We start from the raw sequence: 17,495 nt of genomic DNA, 5'->3' as shown, positions 1-17,495 counted from the left end.
CACCGACACGGTCTCCGACGAGCCGCAGGGGAGCCAACTGCCCTTCGGTCGGCCGGGGATGGGCGAGAAGCGTGCTCCGGTCGACGGCCCCCACAGCACAGGCAGGAGCGCCCTGATCCGCTGGGCTGCTCGATGCGGCTCTGCCGACGGGGGGAAGACACGCGCTGTACAACACTGGGGAGACTTACCTCTGTCGACCCAGGAATCCGCTCGCGTGCGGCGTCCCCCGCCTGTCGACTGGGGAGCATGCCGACGGCGTGGCACGGGAAAGCCCCGGGAGGTCGCCCTCCCGGGGCCGATGTGGCTCGGGTTCCCGCTTCGCTGCCGTCGCCCGCCGGGTGTGGTGCGGCCGGCGCAACTGGACGCGGTCCCTGAGGCCGCGCACCGGCGTCGGTGCCGACCCGGTGACCCGTGGGTCAGGCGTGGGAGCCGGTCACGTGGCTCGCGGCACCGTGGGCGCCGGCGGCCTGTTGGGCCTTGATGAAGAACGCCTTGCCGTGGCGGTCGAAGCCGGAGGCGACGAGCTCGGAAGCGGCACCGTGCGGGCCGGCGACTGCGGCGTTGTGGAAGTAGCCCGGGCCGCTGTGGCCGCGACCGTCGTGGTGGCGGCCGTCGTGGTGACGGTCGCCGTGGTGGCGGTCGCCGCCCCGGTCCCACCCACCAGCGGTGGAGGCCTTGCCGGCCGAGAAGGCGCCCTTGGCACCGGCGGCCTGGACGCCCTCGCCGAAGGACGGGCCCTGGTCGGCCACGGCGACGCCGGAGAAGCCGAGCATCACCGGTGCGACGAGGGCGCCCGTGGCGAGGATCTTGTTGAACGTGCGCATAGAGAAGGCTCTTTCTCTTCGGCGAGCTGCTGGGATACCCCGGGGCGGCAGTGCACGGATACACCAGTACCGGGGGGCAGGGGGATCGCTCGCTGGGTTCCCCGCGCCACGAGTAGATTCCTCCTCTCCGCAGCAAAGATCGGTATCAACCCGCCGATACAACACATCAAGTGGATTCGGTGCAAAGAGGCTCAAGTTTTCCGGACGGCGGCCGAGTGGGCTGCGTGGACGACGTGACCCACGGCTGTTCCGGACGACGGCACCTCGCCCGTCCGGCGGAGCCGCGCCGAGGAGCGGCCCAACGTGCCCAGGAGGGGCGGACGTTGCGCCGTCGGTCCGCCGCGGCTCGCGGACGAGGGCGGCCGCTCGCGGGAGGGGGCGCTCACCGCAAAGGCGGCCGGTCGTTGCGCTCGACGGCGTAACGGTCTGCGCCGCCCGGTCGACCGACGCCGCGTCAGGCGGCGGGGCCGGTCCTTCGGTGCCCCTCAAGTGCCCTGCGGGCTGGTCGCGTTCAGCGCGAGCGAGGACGGCCGCCGGCGTGCCCGAGGGGCCGGAGGGCGCATCGGCGGCGGCTTTCGGCGTGGGCCAGGTAGGCGAGAGGTGAACGGTGGCCGCATAGCACGCGGGCATGCTGCGAGGGCCGGGAGGCCGAGCGCCCGCGTGCGCCCGCGCGCGGGGCTCTACGGCGCACGGGCACAGTGTCCCCGCCGGCGCCTGGTAGTCGGCTGGGGCGTGCGGCCCCGTGCTCGATGCCCTGGTGCGTGTCCGTGGTGTACGCGCCGACGAGGGCTTCGGCTGCTCGGGGTGCCGGCCGGCCACTCGCACGGGCTGCGCCTCGATCGCTGCGGCGTCCGCGTCGAGCACGAGCCCGAGTCGGACGGGGGTCGAGTTCCGCACCGCGCACAACCCGGCGACTCCGACGCTGCCCACCGAGCCGATGCTTCACGAGGGTGTGCCGCCGGGCCCCGGGTCGGCAGGCGCCCCTCGGCAGCCGGTTCCCGGCCGCCCGGGATTCCGGTCGGCTGCGCAACAAGACGCCCCTTCTCCGCGGCGAAAGTGCGCGAGCTGGGACGCGCTCTTCGTCGTCTGCGTCAACGGCCACGCGTACCGCCGCCTCACTCGTGCGACCGTACGCGCGAGGCCACCTCGACCCGCGCCGTCGCGCCCCGGGCGTGGTCACCGCTCCACCCCCGATCGCGACGCACGACCTCCGGCGGCGGGCCCTGGCGGAAACGGTGAGATCGGCGGAAGCAGTCGGCGTCCGTCCCCTCGATGCTCGCGCGGGAGTGCGACGAGCGGTGCGTCCAACACTCCGGCGTATACCGGGCGTTGCCTGCCGGATTCCCCAAGGGTCCGCGTTCACCGAAGCCAAGGTCACGCAGACGTCGGGGGCCGGCGGAACTCGTCGTGGGCGAACGGCCGTTGGTGCCCGGAAGCACGCTGCCGGTCCGGTAAATCGCCAACCCCAGGTGCGAGGCGCCCGGGCACCCGGTCCCCCAACTTCCGTTGCACATAGTGCACTTGAGAAACCACAGGCGGTCGCAACCCTTGACCGCGGACGGCCGGGCAGTAAAGTCTAGACCAATCGGTGGGCACGGGAACCGGTTCCATCGCTGCTCCTGCCGGCATACCCGGGCCGGCTCGGTGCTTCGGTGTCCGGTGAGCTTCCCCGCGTCGACCGAACCCCCACTCCGCGAGGTCGGCGAGGAACGGGCGAGCGTCGGCCTCCTCCGTGAAGGAGTTGACATGGACAAGAAAAAGAAGCTGGCTGCCGCCATCGGTGCCGGACTTGCCCCGGTCATCGCGCTGACGCTGCCGGCTGGTTCGGCGAGCGCGCACGGCTACGTCGACTCGCCGCCGAGCCGGCAGTCGCAGTGCGCAGCGGGCACCGTCGAGTGCGGCGACATCAAGTACGAGCCCCAGAGCGTCGAGGGCCCGAAGGGCCTCACTAGCTGCAGCGGCGGCAACTCGCGTTTCTCCGAGCTGGACGACGACTCCCACGGCTGGGCGGTCACCGATGTCGGCAGCTCCACGACCTTCAACTGGACCCTGACGGTGACCCACGCCACGTCGACGTGGGAGTACTACGCGGACGGGCAGAAGATCGCCGAGTTCGACGACGGCGGTCAGACCCCGGGCGCGCAGGTTTCGCACGACGTCGACTTCGGCGGCCTCAGCGGACAGCACAAGATCCTGGCCGTCTGGAACATCGCCGACACGTCCAACGCCTTCTACGCCTGCGTGGACGTCAACATCGGCGGCTGACCCGCACCGCAGAACACCCCGCCGCGCGGGGACCGGGCCACGTACCCGGCACCCGCGCGGCACACCGCGGCCCGCGTCCTCGACGCGGGCCGCGGCCGCGTTCTCGGGCAGACCCGGACAGGATCGTTTCTTCCGACCTCAACCGCGGTAAGAAGCAGGAGAGTTGCGGAACGGTGCGCGCCGCTTACCGGAACGCGGTGCAAGCCAGGGGGAATCTGCGAAGGTGGGTGCCTGAGCAAACGTACGGGAGCAGCACGATGCACTTCTCTGAACCACGCGGCGCGGCGCACACCGGAGGAGCGGCGGAGCCTGCGCCGACGTCTCCGGCTGTCCCGCGGCTGATCCTGGGGCGGCGGCTCCAGGCGCTGCGCCGGGCGCAGTACCTCTCCCGCGCCGAGGCCGCAGAGGCGCTCCGGGTCGACGCCGCGGTGGTCGCACGGCTGGAGCGCGGACGCACCGGGGTCCCGGTGCGCGACGTCGCCGACCTCCTCACGATCTACGGCGTCGTCGAGGAGGCCGAGCGGGACGTGCTGCTCGCGCTCGCCGAACGCGCCGACACCCCGGGTTGGTGGCACGAGTTCGACGACGTCGTACCCGCCTGGCTCCACCCGTACCTCGGACTGGAGCAGGCTGCGAGCGTGATCCGCTGCTTCGAGCCGCAGTACGTCCCCGGGTTGCTCCAGACGGAGGAGTACGCGCGCCACGTCGTCTCGCATCCCCGACTCCGCGTCGAGCAAGCGCAGTTGGATCGACGGGTCGAGCTCCGCATGCGGCGGGGGCGGGTCCTGGACAGGCGGGGCGGGCCGCACCTGTGGGCGGTGCTCGACGAGGCGGTGCTGCGCCGCCCGGTCGGCGGACCGGCCGTGATGGCGGCGCAGCTCAGACACCTCGTCGAGATGGGCGACCTGCCCCATGTCACCGTGCAGGTACTGCCGTTCAGCACGGGGCAGGCCGCGACGGACGGCCCGTGCACGCTTCTGCGGCTGCCCGCCGGCGAGTTGCCCGACACCGTCTACCTCGAGCAGCTCCGCTCCGCGCGGTACGTCGAGACACCGGACGAGGTGGAGTACTACCGCCACCTCATCGATTGCCTCGTGACGGATTCGGAGCCCCCGTCGGTCAGTCGTGCACTGCTACTGGAGGCCGCTGCCGAGTACGCGGCGCGCCGGTCGCCCCTGCGTACCGTGTGAGGCCCCGCCACCACGGGTCGACAGGAAGCGGCCTCTCGCCGTCCGGCTCGAACTCCCCGCCGGGGCAAGGGATCGCCGTGCGTACGCCGGCCGGCTCGGCGGCGGCGAGCATGCGCTCGGGCGGCTCGGCCCACGGGTGCGGGGCGAGGTTGAAGGTGCCCCAGTGGATCGGAAGCAGCACGCTGCCCTGGGCGCCGTGGCCGTTGCGTTCCCCTGTCCCGTTGAGGTCGAGGTGGGCCCTGAGTCCTTCCTCCGGTGTCATGTGGATGTCCGGCCAGAGCTCGGAGTAGGCGCCCACCTGGATCATTGTGACGTCGAACGGGCCGTGTACGGCGCCGACTTCGGCGAAGCCGGGGAAGTAGCCGGTGTCCCCGCTGTGGAAGACGCGGTGCTCGGGGCCCTCGACGACCCAGGAAGCCCACAGCGTCCGCTGCCTGTTGCGGAGCCCGCGCCCGCAGAAGTGCCGGGCCGGGGTGGCCGTGAGCGTCAGGCCGGAGACTTCCGTCGACTCGTGCCAGTCCAACTCCCGGCAGAGCGACTGCGGTACGCCCCAGCGTTCCAGATGTGCGCCGACTCCGAGGGGGACGACGAAGAGGGTGCCCAGGGCGGCGAGGCGGCGGACCGTCGGCAGGTCGAGGTGGTCGTAGTGGTCGTGCGAGATGACCACCGCGTCGATCGGCTCCAGCGCGGTGAGCCGCACCGGGGGGCGGTGAAGGCGGCGCGGTCCCGCGAAGCCGAAGGGCGAGCAGCGTTCGCCCCACACGGGGTCGAAGAGGACACGTCGGCCGTCGATCTCGGCGAGGACCGTGGAGTGGCCGAGCCAGCTTATCCGCAGGCCGGTCAGCGGGGGCGTCCCGCGCAGGGCCGCGCTCGGCCGGGCGAGGGGGAGCGGCCCGGTGGGTCTGCGGTCGCGGCCGGTGAGCATGGCGCGCGCCAACTCGGCGCGTGAATGGGCTGGTTGGGCTGCGCGGGCCGGGCCTGCCGGGTTGCGGAACTCGCCGGTGTCGGGGGAGTAGTGCGGTGACGCCTCGATGCGGCGCAGCCGCGCGCCCTTCGGCTCTGCGCCGAAGGAGAGCGGGCGCAGCCTCGCGGCGGTCAGGCGTGGCGGCCGCGCCCTCCCCGTCGAGCCCGGAGCCTGTCGGACCGGGCTCGCCGGGCTGCCTGCCCCCTCTGAACCGAGTTGTTGTGCCAACCGCCGTTCGGGCACGGTCCCCTCCTAGGCCACTGCTGCGGGTAGCCCCCGTCTCCGGGTGGCAGGACGCGACCCCTGCCTCTCCGGTTGCGTCCCGGAGGGAACCGTACTCCTCGACGGCGGGGGTCAACCGGCGTACAGCGACTCCGGCTCTTCGGTGTACGCGTCGGCCATGGCCTCGTGTCCACTCTTCAGTGACGGGGTCGGCACCAGGTGCATCTCGGTGTACTCACCTGGCATGATGCGGAACATGCTGATCGACTCGGCCGTCTGCACGGCCCCGGCCGCGTGGTCGACGGGGTGCTGCACCGCTGTGTGCGGGCGGGCACCTCTGTCAACTGCACGCTGGCGGCGCTGAGTTGGTCGAGCGCCGTCGTCGGTTCGCCAGACCTGTGGTTCTCCGGGGAGGTCCGCGCGCGCTGCGCGATGGCGGATTGGCCCCCCCACGTTGCGGAGTATCCAGAGAGTCTGCGCGCCGAAAGGCCGCGTAGACGGGGACGGTCTGCCCGTCCGCGGCCCCGAAGCCGTGGATGCACCGCTCGTAACGGATGCGGGCCATCAGCGCGACGTGTCCGCCCTGCGCGAGCCCGTCCGCGGCAAGCCCGTGCACCGCCTCGGAGACTTCGCGCACGAAGGCGTGCGCCGACACAGGTCGCCAACTCCCTTGCACACTGCGGCGGACGACGATGGTGCCGCGTCTCCTGCGCGTTGACGAACGGGTACGTCCGCGAGGCTGCCAGGGGCGGGCGTACGAGCGAGACCCGCGCGGACGGCGTCCTTCTTCCTGATCAACTCGGGGGGCCGGAACCGGGAGCGCTGCGGAGCCTCGCGTTCCCTTACGACCATCAGCTCCTGTACGAGGGGTGCGCCTTCCGCGCCCGTGCGCGCGGGGGCGGCGGCGTGGCTTCGTGGCGAGCGGGGCCGGTGCACAGGGTGACGACCCGGCACGCGGGCGTGCGCGGTTTTGGGCCGAGCGCGCACCGGGGCAACGCGCCTACCAGGAAGTCAACTTGCTTACGTAGAGGGGACCGAGAAGGGGCGTACGACCCCGCACAGAAGTGTGCGCGCCGGTCCGCGCCGGGGCGGCGGCGTGCAGCCCGGTCATGCCGGCACGAGACCGCCGGCGTGCGAGCGGCGCCCTCGTCGCGCCGGCGTGCCGGTCTCGGGCGTACGCCGGCGGGCGCGGGTGTCGGGGCGGCGGGAGTCTGCGGCGGCTCAGGGTCAGCGGGCTTCGAGCCGTACGCGGGTCTGCTCCTCCTGGTCGCCGGCGACGTCCGTCTCCGTGCGGACGGTGAACAGTTCCGTGAGGGCGCTCTCCAAGAGCTGCACCGCGTGCGGCGAGCCCTGGAGCTCCGCGTCGACGGGACCGCGCAGCTCCGGGGGGCGGGGCAGGGGCCAGTCCTCGGCCACGGTGTACTCGGCGGACCACACACGGTGCTGACGGTCGTCGAGACCGGAGACCTCGTGAGGCGCGGACTCCACGTCCGGACGGAAGAGGCGCCCCAGCTCGGCGAAGACGGCCCGCGCGTCCTCCGGGCGGCAGGCAGTGAGCTGCACCGAGACCTGCGGCTGCGTGCTGTCTGTACGGGTGGCCATCCAGACTCCTCTCCGGCGAGGCGCCGCACTCTACGACGGTTGCTCCCCGCGGTGCGGCCGAGCCGCCCGCCGAGCGGGGCCCAGGCTCCTCACGCGGAGCCCTTCCCACCCGTGTGCTCCGATTCGCCCGCTCCATGCACCGCCCGCCGTCCCGGCCCGCCGGACGCTCGCCCCGGACCCTCCGCCAGCAGGCGCAGCGCCTCCGACGTACGGTCGAACCCGTCCTCGCCGAGCATCCGCCGCAGCTCGGCGTTGAAGCGGTCCACCTCGGGCTGCACGCGGTGCATCGCCTCCGCTCCGTCTCGCGTGAGCTCCAGTTGGACGGCCCGGTGCTGGTCGGGGTGGGACCGCCGCACCACAAGACCGGCGCCGACGAGCCTCCCGACGAGCGCTGTGACGGCCGACTCGCGCTGCCCGAGCGTGCGCGCCAACTCCTGCTGTGTGCTTCCGGGAGCAGCGCGTATCGCATAGAGGGCGCCCAGTTGGGCCGTCGTGATGTCGGCGGCGGCCAGGCAGCGCCGGTCGGCGTCGACGCGGAGCCGGTGCGCGGCCCGTTGGAGGAGGAAGTACAGGCGGCGGTCCGGAGTGTCAGGCATGCACGTGATCCTGGCACCCGCCGCGCGCCGGTGGACAGGCGCCGGCAGCCTCCTCCTTGACGGCGGGCGCCATCTGCCGCAGGCTCACTTCACCAGTGAACTGAGGGGCAGGGAGGCCGCGATGACCGACGAGGAACAGCAACTCGCCTTCGCGCAAGGGGTACTTGCGCAGCAGCCGTTCAGCGTCCTGATGGGGGCGCGCCTCACCGCCTTCGGCGGCGGCGAAGCCGTGCTCGCGCTCGACGTCAGGGACGAGCTCCGTCAGCAGAACGGCTACCTGCACGGCGGCGTCCTCAGCTATGCCGCCGACAACGCGCTCACCTTCGCAGCGGGCAGCGTCCTCGGCCCCGACCTCCTCACGGTCGGTTTCACCATCGACTACCTGCGCCCGGGGGAGGGCCGTCTCCTCCGGGCCCACGCCTCCGTCGTCGACTCCTCGCGCTCCCGCGCCACCTGCCGGTGCGAGCTGTACACGGTGGACGCGGACGGCGGCGAGCACTGTTGCGCGCTCGCGCAGGGAGCCGTCGTCGTTCCCGGGGCGGCGCGTACGGAACCGCAACGGGCAGGGCACACGGGCTAGTCGGAGCCGCACGGGACGTCCGCCTCCAAACTTGCTGTCATGCCGAGGAGTTGAGTCCCAAGGAGGCGTGCAGTCGCAGGCCGCGCAGGGCTGCCTCCAGGGCGAAACGCTGGTCGGGGTCGGCGAGTCGGCTGCCGAAGGAGTGTTCCATGGCGCGCATCCGGTAGCGGACAGTCTGCGGGTGGAGCCGCAACAGGTCGGCCGTGCGGGCGGCGTTGCCGCGGGTGGTGAGCCAGGCGTCGAGCGTCTCGGTGCTCCTGCGGCGTTGGAGAGGAGTGAGGCGGTCGAGCGGGGCGAGGAACCGTGCCGCCACACGCGCGAGGAGCTCCGGGTCGGACGTCAGCCAGAGCGGGACGAGTTGCTCCTCGCAGCGGATGAGCGGCTGATCGGGCACGGCGCCCGTCCGCGCCAACTCCAGCGCCCTGCGCGCCCATCGCAGCGAGTCGCGCACCTCGCCCACGGGCACCCGCAGGCCGACCGCCGCACGCACCTGCCCGGGAAGTCGGGGCATCTCGTGGACGGTGTCACCGGGCAGCAGGAGGATCGGGCGGGGCCCCGTCAGGTCGGCGAGGACCTCGGCGCCGAGCAGCCGCGCGTCGATCCCGGCTGCGTTGTTCAGCGCGACCGGCACCACCTCGCTCCCGAGCGGCCAGCCGGTACGTGCGGCGAGCTCGGCGACCGCCTCCGGCACGGGCGCCTCCGAGAGGAGCAGCGCAAGCAGCCGATGCCGCAACCCGTCGCGGCCGCCGGCGAGTTCGGCGGTCGCTTCGGAGTGGCCCTCGGCCGCCATGCCGGCGAGGGCCTCCACGTGGCCGAGGAGCGCCTCCGCCAGGCCGAGAACCGCGTCGGGCGCGAGGGCGTGCCGCTCGGCGAGGGCGCGCGTCCGTCGCAGGGCGAGTCTCGTGCCGAGGCGGAGCGCCGACTGGAGCAGGTCGAGGCTCCTCCCCTCGTAGGCTTCGTTGCGGCCGAGGCGACGGAGCACGCGGTCCCTTCGGTGGCGGGCCCGACTGTCGGGGGCCGCGGCGGAGCCGTCGAGGCAGTGCTCGACGAGGAGTTCTGCGCGGCGGCGGTGCGGGCCTTCGAGCGCCGCGCGGTACGGCGCGTACGTCGCGGCGAGCGCGGGCACCAACTCCGCTGCCAGTTCGGGGAGTTCGGCGCGCAGCAGTTCGGCGGCCCGTTGCAGGCCCGTGCCGCGCGTGCCGGTATCGATCTCGCCAGAGCCAGGATCAGCCACTCCATGTGCCCTTCTGCGGTCGGTTCGAGAGCGGTGCGGCGCCGTCGGCTCGGACGGCTCCGGCGCGCACGCGTGGTGGTGGGCGGCTTCTCGGAGGCCCGGCAGGACTTCCTCGCCGAGCGCCTTCCGGTGCCGAGCAATTCGCGTTCGCCGGATCACGTCAAGCCGCGTGGAGTTCCGTACTCACCCGGCTATGAAAACGCATCGCGTGCTGACTGCACGAGAGACAAGAAATCGCCCGCCGCGTATTGCGCCGGGGAAATTCCCCGCGGCGCTATTGCGGTCGGGGTTACCCGTCCGTAACGTTCCCGGCGTGCTGCTCGCCAGTGCACGCGGCGTGAACCCACGGTCGAAACGCCGAAGGGGCGCGGGCGAGCCGAGGAGCGCGGCGCGTATTCCGGTCCCCGAATCGGCAACGGCTCCGCGCGGGACGCCCGGCGGTCAGCTCCCTTTCGCCGTCGCATCCCGGGGTCCCGTGTCCGCGCCCCCGGCCACGGGACCGCCTGCGCAGCGACCACCACCGGCACGAGTACACCCCAGATACCGCGCACGCTTCCGCGGGCGGGCACACCGCACGTGGCAGGAGCGCCCGTCGCACGAGAGCCATCCGACGGCGAACGCGTCCGTCCCCGCCCGCGATCGGCCGGCGGGAGGCGGCGAGCCGTCCCGCACAGGTCCCTCCACCCCCGACTCTCCCCACATGGAGCCCAGATGACCCGTTCCCTCCCCGCCGCACGCCGCCGCAGAGTCGCTGTACACGGGGCGGCCGCCGCCGCGGCCGCCTTCGGCCTCGCGCTCGCCACATCCGGTACGGCGCAAGCGGCAGACGTACGCCTCGACTACCCGATCACGGGCACGACCCATCTCTCCGGCACGGACTCCGACCTCGCCCTGGGGCCCGGCACGCTGAAGGTCACCGCCGACATGGCGGCGGGCACCCTGTCGGCCGACACGGAACTCCCCCCGGCCGACGGGGAGTTCAAGCTGCTCGGCATCCCCGTCTCGGTGACCACGGAGCTGGTGGAGACCGAGCCGACCACGGGGACGATCGCGCAGGACGGCGCCGTCTCCACCACCTCGAAGATGACGATCAAGCTGAAGAACCTCAAGGTCGGCGGAATCCCGATGCCGGTGGGAAGCAGGTGCCAGACGAAGGAACCGGCGACGATCCCCCTCGACTCGCAGGAGGGCTTCAACGTCCTCACCGGAGGCACGCTCTCCGGCGAGTACACCATTCCCCGGTTCGAGCACTGCCTCCTCGCCACGCCGGTGATCAACGGCATGATCCCGGGTGACGGCAACACGATCTCGCTCGACCTCGCCCAGGCCCAACAGCCGGAGGAATGACGCGCGTTGTGCGGTGGCGGGCCGTCGGGCAGGCGGGCCGCCACCGTCCTGGCAAGCGGCCGGGTCAGCCGTCGCGGTGGCCGGAGTCAGCCGTCGCCGCCCTGCCGTGCTGCGGCTCCTCGGCGCCGTGCCGCGAGTGCGGTCCTGCCGTGCCTCGCACGTGGAGTGCGCGGAGGGCGACCTCGGTGGCGAAACGCTGGTCGGCGTCGGCCAGTTGGGCGCGGAAGATGCGGTTGAGGGTGCGCAGCCGGTAGCGGATCGTCTGCGGGTGCAGGTGGAGGAGCTCCGCCATCCTCGTCGCGGTCGCGCGCGTCGTCAGCCAGATGCGCAGAGTGTCGACGAGTCTGTCGCCCTGTGCGGGCGTCAACTGTGCCAGGGGTGCCAACTGGCGGCGTGCCAACTGCTCCACGAGCGGCGGGTCGGCCAACAGCCACAGAGTCAGGAGGTGTTCCTCGCACTGCACGGGCATCTCGCCGCGGAGCAGGCCCGATTCCGCGAGCGAGAGTGCCTGCCGAGCCCAGCGCAGCGAGTCCGACGCGTCACCGAGCTGCACGGTGAGGCCCACCGCGCTGCGGCATCCGTCGAGAGCGCGGGCGAGCGCTGCGTACCTGGGGGCGTCGAGCGGTCCGGGCAGCAGCAGGTGCGGGCGCGGATCGTCCGGTTCGACGAGCACGTCCTCCTCCAACGCTCCGGTCGGCAGACGGCTGCCGCTGCCGAGGGCGACGAGTGTGACCTCGTCCGGCAGGGGCCAGGAGACGCGCTTCGCCAACTCGGCGACTGTGAAGTGCGGTACGGCGTCGCCCGCCAGCAACAGCCGCAGCAGCCGGCGGCGTTCGGCTGCGCGCTCCTCGTCCGTCCCGTCCTTCGCCGCGAGGTATCCCTCGCGGCACAGGGCCTCGATCTCGTCGACGTACGAGAAGACGGCGTCGGCGAAGCTGACGACGAGCGAGGGCGGCATGCCGTGCCGGGGTGCGAGCGTCTTCGCGCGGCGCAGGCCCACCCGGGCGCCGATGCGCAGCGCCGTCTGTAAGCACTGGAGGCTTCGGCCCTGGTGTGCCTCGTCGCGCCCGAGTCTTCGGCACAACTCGTCGCGCTCCGCGGTCGACGCCGCGGGGTCGGCGACCTTGGTGACGAAGGTGGCGAGGTTGCGCTGTACGCCCAGGCGCAGTGTGCGTCCGTACGGGCTGTTGAGCAGTCTGCCGTACTCGGGGACCGCTGAGGCGATCTCCGACGCCATCTCCTCGAGCAGCGTGGGGAGTTCGGGCCACATCACCGTCGCCAGCTCGCGGGGGAGCGGGTCGAGCGCTTCCGTCCCCGCGGCCGTGCGCAGGGCGCGGTGCGCCGGTTCTGCGGACCGACCTGTGGACGTCGTCGTCCGTGCCATGGGGGTACCCCTTCCGTCAGTCTCGGCGGGAAACCAACCGGCCAGGGTGGGGGTGCGAGTCCGGCGGCGTGCGGCCTACGCGGCCGAAGGCGCTGGTCACCGTGGTGGGGCACGAGCGTTCCCCGGTCGTCCACCGGGTGGCGCCGGCCCGCGTACACGGTGCGCAACTCCTCGTGCACGCAAGACGATAGAACAGGTCTGTACCGTTCGACACCATCGGAACCGACAAAGTTGTCGGGTTCATGGCCAACCCCTCAGCTTCCGTGCTGCCGCTGTCCGCCGCAGCGGTGTGCACCGACTCTGCGCAACAACCGCCAAGAACCCGCGGAAAGTTGTGCAGGGGTGAGCGGGCGCCGACGCCGTCCGGACCTGCCCGTGCGTGAAAGGTGCACGGCCGCCGCGGTGTTTCCCGCGCACCTCGTGATGAATTCCGCGCCCCGGACACTGCGCGTGTGACAAAGAATTACGGCGCTTCGGGAAAGGCGCAGATTTCCACGGGCGGGGTGTTGCGGCGTCGCGTTACTGCTGCGTAACGTCCGTCCTCGAACGCGACCCTCGGGCAAGGAAGATTGTCTGCCCCCACGGGTTCCCGGCCGCCGAGAATTCGGTGATCCCGCTGTGCGTCTCCCAGGTGTCCTCGGACGCCCGGAGCGCAGAACCGAGCCGCGCCGCCGGGAATTCGAGTACCGCAGTCCACATCGATCTCCGAAGGGAATTCCCCGTGCGCAGAACAACGAGAAGTGCCCTCGTCGCAGCGACCGCGCTCACCGCGGCCCTCGGCTTCACCGCCGCCTCCGCCTCGGCGACGACACAGGCCGCCACCTGGACCGTCGCCCCCGGCGGGGACATCGTCGGCACCGCGGACACGCCGACGATGGAAGTCCCTGCCATGACGCTGAGTTGTGAGTCCTCGGAAGCGACCGGCACGGTGCAGAGCGGCTCCGGACTCGAAGGCGCCGGTATCGCGGACATCACCGGGCTCACCTTCGCCGACTGCACGCTGCCGGGACTGAGCTTCGACGTCACGATGAGCGGCTTCCCGTTCAAGCTCAACGTGGAGTCCGTGGACCCGGACAACCCGGACCGCGCCGTCGGCAACCTCTCCGGCATCGAGGCCCACATCGAGGACTCCACAGGACTGTGCACCGCCGACTTCGCGGCCCCCGACGGCAGTCCGGCCACCGTCGAGGGCTACTACGACAACAGCACGGGCGAACTCGTCATCAACGCCGGCAACTTGACCGCCGCCAACGCCGACTGCATCGGCCTCCTGGACGACGGCGACGCCGCGGACTTCCAGGCGACGTACGCGGTCGACCCGGCGCAGACCATCACGCTGGACTGAGCAACACGGCTGCCCGCACGCACAGTTGCGGCCTTCGGGCACCCTGCACCGCGCGTCCGGCGACCGGCGGCGCCGTCGCCGGACGCGCAGTCGTAGCCACTCCGGCGCCGGCGTCTTGTAAGCCGGTGACAGAGATTGCCCCGGTGACTGCACGGCACGCCAGGGCGGTGATGGACTCCGCCGACCGCCTCACGGGAACGGACGCGCGACGTCGCCGCCCCGCGCCACCGGCCGCGTCGGCCGAGAAGGAGACGTACCGATGACCCGTGCCTGGACCCGTCGTCTCGCAGCGCTCGGTGCCGCCGCCGTGCTCGCCGGCATGTTGCAGGGAAGCGGAGCCGTGGCGCGGGACGACACGACGGTGGAGGCGCAGTACGAGTGCCAACTCCCGTCGGACGTACGAGAGGTACCGGTCACTTTTGATCCGCGGCTGCCGGAGCGGGGCGCGCCGGGCGAGCCGATCCGTCCCGACAGGTTCGGGGTCCGCGCACGGTTCGCCGCGCCCGACATCGCGGCACTGCTCCCCGAGGGCACCCGGAGCGTGACGAGTACGGCGGAGCTGCGCGTCACCGTTGAGCAGGGCGAGGAGACCGCCGAAGCCGACTGGAACGGGCTGAAGGCCGCGGACGCAGCGCTCGAAGACGACGACGGCCTGGTGCTGGACCACGCGGGTCGGGTCCCTTCGGTCACCGTGGGCGGCGCAGGCCCTGTGACGTTCTCGGCAGGCACGCTCACTCTCGAACTGCTCCCGGACGGCGCGGAGTCGGAGAGCGTCCGGCTGGTGTGCTCGCCGCGGAAGGGCGACGGGCGCCCCGAGTTGGGCTCGGTGGACGTACCGGAGGAGCAGCCCGAGACGTCGCCGGAGCCGTCAGGCGGACCCACGTCGCAGAGCCCCCAGGACGAACGCGCCGAGGGAGGAGGCTCCCGCGGCGGGATAGCGGTCGCGCCGGGAGACGAGGAAGGGCAGACCGGGGACTGCGAGAGCGATCCGCTCCAACTCGGCGCAGACGACCTGGACCTGAGCGGTCTCCCCGAGCCACCGCCCGATGCGGCGATCACGACGAAGGCGGGGACGCTGGGCTGCGCCTTCGCGGTCGGCTTCAACAACGTGGCGAAGCTGGGCGGCGCCCTCATCATCAACGATCCGCGGCGCGACCCGATACCGGTCTACGTCATGATGGGCGTGCGGCAGGCCCGTTACTCGGGGGGCGACTACCCCTACTGGGACGAGCTCGACCACGTCGGCGAGCTCGAACTGCCCGACGCCTACTCCACGTTCCTCACCTTCGACTTCGTCCCGGTCTCCGCACGCGTCGAGTTCGAGACGATGACGCCGATGACCCTCGCCGCAGTGGTCCGTGGCAAGCGCGCCAACCCGATGCTCAACACGATCAGGTTCGGCCTCCGCATCCGGCTCCACGACGTGGAGGTCAACGGAACCCGGCTCGACGTCGGCGACAAGTGCCAGACGGGCCGGTTCGAGACGCGGCTGGAGGGCGTGCAGCCCGAGTACAGCCTCCTGACGGGCGGGCCGCTGCGCGGAAAGATCGACCTCCCGAAGTTCACCGGATGCGGCACCGCCGGAGGCGAGGATCTCAACCGCCTCTTCACTGCGTCTCTTTCCGGACCCGACAACTACCTCGAACTCGTCCAGGGGCAGATCTGCGCCGCCTCCGTACCCGGCAGGTGCGGCGCGCAGGTTCCCCCACTCCCGGACCTGCACGGCGCGTCGGGGGAGGCAGCCGAGTGAGCGCGACGATCCGGCTGACGCACGCGCTGCGGGACAACCGCGTCGCCGAGAGGTTGTCACCCGTTGACAGTGATCCCGCACGCGACGGGGCCGGAGCGATCTCGCGTGCCGGGCTGTGCATGCGGGCCGCCTGCCGACCGAACCGGACACGCACGCACGGGAGTTGCGGTCTTCGGCACGACCGGGCGGTCCCGCCCCGGCGACCGGCCCTGGAGGTGTGAGCGGATGGGGATCGAGGTTTCCGTCGAGGGGCTGACGAAGTCCTTCGGCAGCAAGAACATCTGGCAGGACGTCTCGCTCACCCTGCCCACCGGCGAGGTGAGCGTCATGCTCGGTCCTTCCGGGACCGGCAAGACCGTCTTCCTCAAGTCGATGATCGGGCTCATCAAGCCGGAGTCCGGGCGCGTCCTGGTCGACGGTGTCGACATGGTGAACAGTTCCGAGCGCGACGTCTACGAGGCGCGGAAGCTCTTCGGGCTCATGTTCCAGGACGGCGCGCTCTTCGGCTCCATGAACCTCTTCGACAACATCGCCTTCCCGCTGCGGGAGCACACGAAGAAGAAGGAGTCGGAGATCCGCCGCATCGTGATGGAGCGGCTGGAGATGGTCGGACTCGTCGGCGACGAGGGCAAGTTGCCCGGCGAGATCTCCGGCGGGATGCGCAAGCGGGCAGGGCTCGCCCGCGCGCTCGTCCTCGACCCGCAGATCATTCTCTGCGACGAGCCGGACTCCGGCCTCGACCCCGTCCGCACCTCCTTCCTCTCGCAGCTCCTCATCGACCTCAACGCGCAGATCGACGCGACGATGCTGATCGTCACCCACAACCTCGACATCGCCGCCACGGTCCCCGACAACATGGGGATGCTCTTCCGGCGCAACCTCGTCACCTTCGGCCCGCGCGAGGTGCTGCTCACCAGCGAGGAGCCGGTCGTCGCGCAGTTCCTCAGCGGCAGCAAGCAGGGGCCGATAGGGATGTCGGAGGAGAAGGACGCGGCCGCCCTCGCCGCGGAGCGCGGTCGCGCCGAGGACCCGGGGATCGAACGCAACCTGCTCGTACCGCAGTTGGAGCCTTCTCCCGGCCTGCCGGAGCGCAGCGCGGTACGACGCAGGCAGCACAGGGTCGAGGGGATGCTCGACTCGCTCACGCCCGCAGCACGCTCCGCGATCCGCAGCTCCCTGGCCGCACGGTCCGAGACCGCGACCGTCGCAACGCAGGCGGCCCCGTACCGGCCCGCGAGCTCCGGACGAGCCGACGACACCGGCCCCACGGGACAGGCCGGGAGCGACGCATGACGGGGCCCACGGAGGACAAGCCGGACGGCGGACCCTCGCCGGAGAACGGGCCCACGAGCGGCCGACCCGAGCCCGGACCGGCGGCGAAGGGCGATGCGGAGGGGAGCCGACCACCCGCCCTCAAGCAGCCGCTGCCGGGCCTGGGTTGGCTTCGCCAGACGGGCGCGCTCTTCGCGCTCGCCGTCGCGGTGCTCCGCGCCGTCTTCAAACGGCCCTTCCAGTTCCGGGAGTTCGTCGAACAGTTCTGGTTCATCGCCAGCGTGACGATCCTGCCTGCGGCGCTCGTCTCCATTCCGTTCGGCGCGGTGATCGCGCTCCAGGTCGGCTCATTGGCGAGCCAGATCAGCGCGCAGTCCTTCACCGGTGGCGCGAGCGTCCTCGTCAACATCCAGCAGGCGAGCCCGCTCATCGTCGCGCTGCTCATCGCCGGCGCCGCGGGCTCCGCCATCTGCGCCGACCTCGGCTCGCGGACGATCCGCGAGGAGCTGGACGCGATGGAGGTGATGGGCGTCTCGCCGATCCAACGCCTCGTCGTGCCGAGGGTGTTGGCGACCATCTGCGTGGCGGTCCTGCTCAACGGCATGGTCTCGGTGGTGGGCACGCTCGGCGGCTACTTCTTCAACGTGGTGATGCAGGACGGCACTCCCGGCGCCTACATCGCAAGCTTCTCCGCACTCGCCCAGCTCCCCGACCTCTACATCAGCGAGATCAAGGCGGCGCTCTTCGGGTTCATCGCCGGCGTCGTGGCGGCCTACCGCGGGCTCAACCCGCGGGGCGGACCGAAGGGCGTGGGCGACGCGGTCAACCAGTCCGTGGTCATCACCTTCCTGCTGCTCTTCCTCGTCAACCTGGTGCTCACCGGCATCTACCTCCAGCTCGTCCCGCCGAAGGGAGCGTGA

General features: G+C 71.8%; 15 protein-coding genes. 8 read left to right on the top strand and 7 right to left on the bottom strand.

Annotated elements, in window-relative coordinates; all coding sequences use genetic code 11:
* Positions 1–416 precede the first annotated feature (416 nt).
* On the bottom strand, positions 417–824 hold the full coding sequence (locus F603_RS0113330; protein WP_019546503.1) for a hypothetical protein: 408 nt from the start codon (positions 822–824) through the stop codon (positions 417–419).
* Between the two features lie 1,746 nt (positions 825–2,570).
* On the opposite strand from F603_RS0113330, the gene F603_RS0113325 reads away from it, so the two are divergent.
* Both F603_RS0113325 and F603_RS0113320 read left to right on the top strand, forming a co-directional pair.
* Complete coding sequence (locus tag F603_RS0113325) at positions 2,571–3,089, top strand: lytic polysaccharide monooxygenase auxiliary activity family 9 protein (RefSeq protein WP_019546502.1); 519 nt, start codon at positions 2,571–2,573, stop codon at positions 3,087–3,089.
* Between the two features lie 257 nt (positions 3,090–3,346).
* Positions 3,347–4,279: a helix-turn-helix domain-containing protein gene (locus tag F603_RS0113320; protein ID WP_019546501.1), complete on the top strand. Its 933-nt coding sequence runs from the start codon at positions 3,347–3,349 to the stop codon at positions 4,277–4,279.
* Here the strand turns inward: F603_RS0113320 and F603_RS0113315 are convergent.
* The 4 genes from F603_RS0113315 to F603_RS0113300 all read right to left on the bottom strand — a co-directional run bounded on the left by F603_RS0113315 (position 4,209) and on the right by F603_RS0113300 (position 7,663).
* The gene (locus tag F603_RS0113315) at positions 4,209–5,378 is read right to left on the bottom strand and encodes an MBL fold metallo-hydrolase (RefSeq protein WP_245600781.1); all 1,170 of its coding nucleotides are present in this window, start codon (positions 5,376–5,378) and stop codon (positions 4,209–4,211) included. The two genes, F603_RS0113320 and F603_RS0113315, sit on opposite strands and share 71 nt — an antisense overlap.
* A gap of 219 nt (positions 5,379–5,597) precedes the next feature.
* Positions 5,598–5,780: a hypothetical protein gene (locus F603_RS0113310; RefSeq protein WP_019546499.1), complete on the bottom strand. Its 183-nt coding sequence runs from the start codon at positions 5,778–5,780 to the stop codon at positions 5,598–5,600.
* Positions 5,781–6,692: 912 nt separating this feature from the next.
* On the bottom strand, positions 6,693–7,067 hold the full coding sequence (locus F603_RS0113305; protein ID WP_019546498.1) for a hypothetical protein: 375 nt from the start codon (positions 7,065–7,067) through the stop codon (positions 6,693–6,695).
* 89 nt (positions 7,068–7,156) lie between these two features.
* Positions 7,157–7,663, bottom strand: coding sequence for a MarR family winged helix-turn-helix transcriptional regulator (locus F603_RS0113300; protein WP_019546497.1), 507 nt, complete (start codon positions 7,661–7,663; stop codon positions 7,157–7,159).
* A gap of 121 nt (positions 7,664–7,784) precedes the next feature.
* Between F603_RS0113300 and F603_RS0113295 the strand changes: the two genes are divergently transcribed.
* Entirely contained in the window at positions 7,785–8,243 is a 459-nt protein-coding gene (locus F603_RS0113295; protein WP_026328384.1) for a PaaI family thioesterase, read from the top strand.
* A 37-nt stretch (positions 8,244–8,280) separates the two neighbouring features.
* On the opposite strand, the gene F603_RS0113290 is transcribed toward F603_RS0113295, so the two are convergent.
* Positions 8,281–9,477, bottom strand: a complete 1,197-nt coding sequence (locus F603_RS0113290) for a PucR family transcriptional regulator (RefSeq protein WP_019546495.1) — start codon at positions 9,475–9,477, stop codon at positions 8,281–8,283.
* A 711-nt stretch (positions 9,478–10,188) separates the two neighbouring features.
* On the opposite strand from F603_RS0113290, the gene F603_RS0113285 reads away from it, so the two are divergent.
* Entirely contained in the window at positions 10,189–10,824 is a 636-nt protein-coding gene (locus tag F603_RS0113285) for a hypothetical protein (protein WP_019546494.1), read from the top strand.
* 64 nt (positions 10,825–10,888) lie between these two features.
* Here F603_RS0113285 and F603_RS0113280 read toward each other — a convergent pair whose 3' ends face one another.
* Positions 10,889–12,208 carry a PucR-like N-terminal domain-containing protein gene (locus tag F603_RS0113280; RefSeq protein WP_019546493.1) on the bottom strand — a complete coding sequence of 440 codons (1,320 nt, stop codon included), beginning with the start codon at positions 12,206–12,208 and terminating at the stop codon, positions 10,889–10,891.
* A gap of 721 nt (positions 12,209–12,929) precedes the next feature.
* Between F603_RS0113280 and F603_RS0113270 the strand changes: the two genes are divergently transcribed.
* From F603_RS0113270 to F603_RS0113255, 4 genes are all read left to right on the top strand, one after another.
* Positions 12,930–13,553, top strand: coding sequence for a hypothetical protein (locus tag F603_RS0113270; RefSeq protein ID WP_019546491.1), 624 nt, complete (start codon positions 12,930–12,932; stop codon positions 13,551–13,553).
* A gap of 259 nt (positions 13,554–13,812) precedes the next feature.
* On the top strand, positions 13,813–15,303 hold the full coding sequence (locus F603_RS0113265) for a DUF6801 domain-containing protein (protein WP_019546490.1): 1,491 nt from the start codon (positions 13,813–13,815) through the stop codon (positions 15,301–15,303).
* Between the two features lie 225 nt (positions 15,304–15,528).
* A complete protein-coding gene (locus F603_RS0113260) occupies positions 15,529–16,596 on the top strand; it encodes an ABC transporter ATP-binding protein (protein ID WP_019546489.1) in 1,068 nt (355 codons plus the stop codon).
* Positions 16,593–17,495, top strand: coding sequence for an MlaE family ABC transporter permease (locus F603_RS0113255; RefSeq protein ID WP_019546488.1), 903 nt, complete (start codon positions 16,593–16,595; stop codon positions 17,493–17,495). Before F603_RS0113260 ends, F603_RS0113255 begins: the two co-directional genes overlap by 4 nt.

The organism is Streptomyces sulphureus DSM 40104 (assembly GCF_000381025.1).
Classification (GTDB): Bacteria; Actinomycetota; Actinomycetes; order Streptomycetales; family Streptomycetaceae; genus Streptomyces; species Streptomyces sulphureus.
This window is presented reverse-complemented; position numbering and strand designations above follow the sequence as displayed.

Bases quoted from the DNA above. Each gene is read 5' to 3' on its own strand.
- F603_RS0113305 (WP_019546498.1), bottom strand. From the start codon at position 7,067: ATGGCCACCCGTACAGACAGCACGCAGCCGCAGGTCTCGGTGCAGCTC.
- F603_RS0113255 (WP_019546488.1), top strand. From the start codon at position 16,593: ATGACGGGGCCCACGGAGGACAAGCCGGACGGCGGACCCTCGCCGGAG.
- F603_RS0113330 (WP_019546503.1), bottom strand. From the start codon at position 824: ATGCGCACGTTCAACAAGATCCTCGCCACGGGCGCCCTCGTCGCACCG.
- F603_RS0113280 (WP_019546493.1), bottom strand. From the start codon at position 12,208: ATGGCACGGACGACGACGTCCACAGGTCGGTCCGCAGAACCGGCGCAC.
- F603_RS0113260 (WP_019546489.1), top strand. From the start codon at position 15,529: ATGGGGATCGAGGTTTCCGTCGAGGGGCTGACGAAGTCCTTCGGCAGC.
- F603_RS0113325 (WP_019546502.1), top strand. From the start codon at position 2,571: ATGGACAAGAAAAAGAAGCTGGCTGCCGCCATCGGTGCCGGACTTGCC.
- F603_RS0113320 (WP_019546501.1), top strand. From the start codon at position 3,347: ATGCACTTCTCTGAACCACGCGGCGCGGCGCACACCGGAGGAGCGGCG.
- F603_RS0113265 (WP_019546490.1), top strand. From the start codon at position 13,813: ATGACCCGTGCCTGGACCCGTCGTCTCGCAGCGCTCGGTGCCGCCGCC.
- F603_RS0113300 (WP_019546497.1), bottom strand. From the start codon at position 7,663: ATGCCTGACACTCCGGACCGCCGCCTGTACTTCCTCCTCCAACGGGCC.
- F603_RS0113285 (WP_019546494.1), top strand. From the start codon at position 10,189: ATGACCCGTTCCCTCCCCGCCGCACGCCGCCGCAGAGTCGCTGTACAC.
- F603_RS0113295 (WP_026328384.1), top strand. From the start codon at position 7,785: ATGACCGACGAGGAACAGCAACTCGCCTTCGCGCAAGGGGTACTTGCG.